Origin of the sequence: Arthrobacter sp. H5 (assembly GCF_000520595.1) — a bacterium.
In the GTDB taxonomy this organism is placed as follows: Bacteria; Actinomycetota; Actinomycetes; order Actinomycetales; family Micrococcaceae; genus Arthrobacter_D.
Genome location: NZ_KI915004.1, coordinates 31,545 through 35,402 on the forward strand (window position 1 = coordinate 31,545; position 3,858 = coordinate 35,402).

Annotated in this window: 4 protein-coding genes; 2 read left to right on the top strand and 2 right to left on the bottom strand. The window is 62.1% G+C overall.

The features are described 5' to 3' along the window. On the bottom strand, positions 1 to 351 hold a 351-nt coding region (locus Y708_RS25295; protein ID WP_035776481.1), incomplete at its 3' end, for a LytR/AlgR family response regulator transcription factor. 46 nt (positions 352 to 397) lie between these two features. Continuing rightward, positions 398 to 1,588 carry a sensor histidine kinase gene (locus tag Y708_RS0114560; RefSeq protein ID WP_051479019.1) on the bottom strand — a complete coding sequence of 397 codons (1,191 nt, stop codon included), beginning with the start codon at positions 1,586 to 1,588 and terminating at the stop codon, positions 398 to 400. Positions 1,589 to 1,807: 219 nt separating this feature from the next. Between Y708_RS0114560 and Y708_RS0114565 the strand changes: the two genes are divergently transcribed. After that, positions 1,808 to 2,188 (top strand): DUF485 domain-containing protein, encoded by a 381-nt coding sequence (locus Y708_RS0114565; RefSeq protein WP_028280493.1) that lies wholly within the window; start codon positions 1,808 to 1,810, stop codon positions 2,186 to 2,188. Next, on the top strand, positions 2,185 to 3,804 hold the full coding sequence (locus tag Y708_RS0114570; RefSeq protein ID WP_028280494.1) for a solute symporter family protein: 1,620 nt from the start codon (positions 2,185 to 2,187) through the stop codon (positions 3,802 to 3,804). Before Y708_RS0114565 ends, Y708_RS0114570 begins: the two co-directional genes overlap by 4 nt. Positions 3,805 to 3,858 lie beyond the last annotated feature (54 nt).

Consider the following 3,858-nt stretch of genomic DNA (forward strand, 5'->3'; position numbering starts at 1 on the left):
ACAGATCCGCCGCACCGATTCGGCCAGCCGCTCGGTACGGACGGGTTTGAGCAGGTAATCCACTGCGCGCAGTTCAAAGGCTTCCAGCGCACGATCCTCATCGGCCGTGACAAAAACGACGGCGGGTGGCCTGCTGAAGCGGGAGATGACGCGTGCAATGTCCAGGCCTGACAGCGAGGGCATGTGGATGTCGAGAAACAAGGCGTCCACAGGGTGGGTTTCGAGTGCGCGAAGGGCCTCAGCGCCATTGGATGCGCGGTGGATTGTGTCGATCCTTGCGTCCTGCGAAAGCAGGTACGCCAATTCCTCGATTGCAGGCAGTTCATCGTCCGCGATGACAACATTGACCATGGGCCAAGATTACGCTGTCACGGCGCCACGGATGGCCGCCGCCGCATCATGTCTGATGCCCCGGCTGGGACTTGGGAATGCGCATGGTAATCAGGGTGCCGGCGCCGGGAGCGGTGTCGATCACGAGCCCATGATTGTCTCCATAGACCTGCCGCAGCCGGGAATCGACATTCCTCAGGCCAACATGCACGCCTTCGGTGTGGCCGGCCAGTACGGAGCGGAGATGCTCCGGGTCCATCCCGACGCCGTCGTCCTCTATGGTCACTTCGGCGAACGCTCCCGAATCGTGGGCAGCAATGGTGATATGTCCTGTGCCGTCCTTCGAATCCAAACCGTGCTGCACTGCGTTCTCAACCAGGGGTTGCAGGCTGAGGAAGGGGATGACGGTGCTGAGGACCTCGGGTCCGATCTGCAGGCTGACCCGCAGCCGGTCGCCGAAGCGCGCCCGTTCGAGGAGCAGGTAGCGGTCTATGGACTTCAGTTCCTCGGCGACGGTGGTGAAGTCGCCGTGTCTGCGGAAGGAATAGCGGGTGAAATCGGCGAACTCCACTACCAGTTCACGGGCCCGCTGCGGGTCTGTATTGATGAAGGACGCAATGGCATTGAGGGAGTTGTAGATAAAGTGCGGGCTGATCTGCGCGCGCAGGGCACGGACCTCGGCTTCCATCAGAAGGGTGCGCGAGGAATCCAGTTCGGCAAGCTCCACCTGCGTTGCCACCCAGACGGCCACCTCGTTGGCTGCCCGGACCAACCCCGCGTTCACGTGCGGCGCGAAGGCGCCCACTGTGCCAACCACCCTCTTGTCCACCTGGATGGGGGAGATGACCACCTCCGTGGCGCCGTCGTCGGCTCCTACCGCGGCCATCTGATCCCGACGGAATATCTGGGTGCGGCCGCTCTCCAGCACTTTTCGCACCAGTTCCAGGACGCGTTCCGGCATGACACCGGTCCCGTCCCAGGCGAGCACGGCGTCAGTGTCCGTGATGAGCAGGGAATCGCAACGGAGTAGCCCGCGCAGGTGACGGCTGGCCTTGGACGCACCGCCCGGGGTGAGGCCCGCCCTCAGGTGCTCCGAGGCCAGTGCGGCGGTGTGCAGTGTGGCGTAGGTGGCACGGTCGGCATCGGATCCGAGATCGCGGTAGGAACGGGATAACTTGAAACCGAGCGCTGCGACCACTGCGACGGCGATCACGACGACGGCGCCCACCAGAGCGATGTCAACGGCTGGACTGACCATCCGTCAAGAGTAGCCGCCTGCGAAGTGCCCACCGTTCAGCGCAGCAGCCCGCCCGTTCACCGCACCTCCCGGTGCATTCAGCGATCCACCCGGCGGAGGTACTGGAAAAGGCCACCCACGTGGTCGAGAGTGATGGGAGTCACACCTCCACGCCTAATGCCGGGACAATTCACAATGTCCCGGAACCGGTGCCGGAGACATCCTTAATGAGGAGGAACAATGGGTCACGACCCGTCCGCACCGGGAGCCGCACAAGCGGCTGCCGTGGACTTCACCGAAGTCCAGCAGCGGCCGCAGTTCAAGGAACTGCGCAAACGCCATCGAAGCTTTGTTTTTCCCATGGCAGTGGTCTTTCTGCTGTGGTACTTCCTATACGTCCTGCTGGCCGACTACGCGCACGACTTCATGTCCACTCCCGTCTTCGGCAACATCAACATTGGTCTGATTCTTGGACTGCTCCAGTTTGTCAGCACCTTTGGAATCACCATGTGGTACGTCAGTTACGCCAACAAGCGCCTCGATCCGATCGCGGAGGAGCTACGGAACGAACTTGAGGCCGAGGCACCAGAGGTCTTCCACGAAAATGGAGACAACAAATGAACCGCGCCCTTCCCCTCCAAACCGTGGAGTCCACTCAGGTGGGCGAGCCATGGCTGAACATCACCATTTTTGGAGTCTTCGTAGCGATTACCCTCGTGATCGTCCTTCGGGCAAGCCGGAACAACAAAACCGCGGCGGACTACTATGCCGCCGGCCGGTCCTTTACCGGGCCCCAAAACGGAACCGCAATTGCCGGTGACTACCTCTCGGCGGCATCGTTCCTGGGCATAGTCGGCGCGATCGCAATCAATGGCTATGACGGCTTCCTCTACTCGATCGGCTTCCTGGTGGCCTGGCTTGTTGCGCTGCTCCTGGTTGCTGAACTCCTGCGCAACACCGGCAAATTCACCATGGCGGACGTTCTGTCCTTCCGTCTGAAGCAACGGCCGGTGAGGATCGCTGCGGCGATCACCACGCTTGCTGTCTGCTTCTTCTATCTGCTGGCGCAGATGGCCGGCGCCGGCGGCCTGGTTTCGCTGCTGCTCGGCATCGATGACCGGGTGGGTCAGTCCCTGGTGATTACCGTTGTTGGCGCGCTGATGATCCTCTACGTGCTTGTTGGCGGCATGAAGGGAACAACCTGGGTGCAGATCATCAAAGCCTGCCTCCTGATCGCCGGCGCATTCGTCATGACAATCTGGGTCCTGGCCATCCACGGGTTCAACCTGTCCACCCTGCTGGGTGCGGCCATCGAAACGGCCGGAAACCCCGACATCATCAATCCCGGACTGCAGTACGGCGCAACGGGAACCTCCAAGCTCGACTTCATCTCACTGGCGCTCGCACTGGTACTGGGAACGGCTGCGCTGCCTCACGTCCTGATGCGCTTCTACACCGTTCCTACGGCCAAAGAGGCCCGCCGGTCGGTGGTCTGGGCCATCTGGCTTATTGGAGCGTTCTACCTGTTCACCCTGGTCCTGGGTTACGGAGCCGGAGCGCTGATCGGCGCCGACCGGATCACCGCAGCTCCCGGTGGCGTGAACTCGGCTGCCCCGTTGCTGGCCTTTGAGCTGGGCGGGCCGATCCTGCTCGGTGTCATTTCCGCCGTCGCGTTCGCCACCATCCTTGCGGTGGTGGCCGGATTGACCATCACGGCAGCCGCTTCCTTCGCCCACGACATCTACGCGAATGTGGTGCGGAAGGGCAACGTCGATCCTGACGGAGAGGTCAAAGTCGCGCGGCGCACCGTCGTCGTCATTGGACTGCTGTCCATCGTGGGAGGCATCGGCGCCCAGGGCCAGAACGTGGCGTTCCTGGTGGCTCTGGCCTTCGCCGTGGCGGCCAGCGCAAACCTTCCCACCATCATCTACTCGCTCTTCTGGAAGAGGTTCAATACCCAGGGCGCGGTGTGGAGCATGTATGGCGGGCTGAGTGCTGCGATTGTGCTGATCGCTTTCTCGCCGGTGGTGTCAGGAGGCGAGACGTCAATGATCCTCGGCGCCGACTTTGCGATCTTCCCGCTCAACAACCCGGGCATCGTGTCGATTCCGCTGGCGTTCTTCCTTGGCTGGCTGGGAACAGTCCTCTCGAAGAAGACCGAGGATCCGCAAAAGCAGGCAGAGATGGAGGTTCGGTCCTTGACCGGTGTGGGTGCCGAGAAGGCAACCAACCACTGATCGATTCCAGCTGAATACCGTAAGAGCCGAAGGGTCCTGGTTCCGCCGATCCAG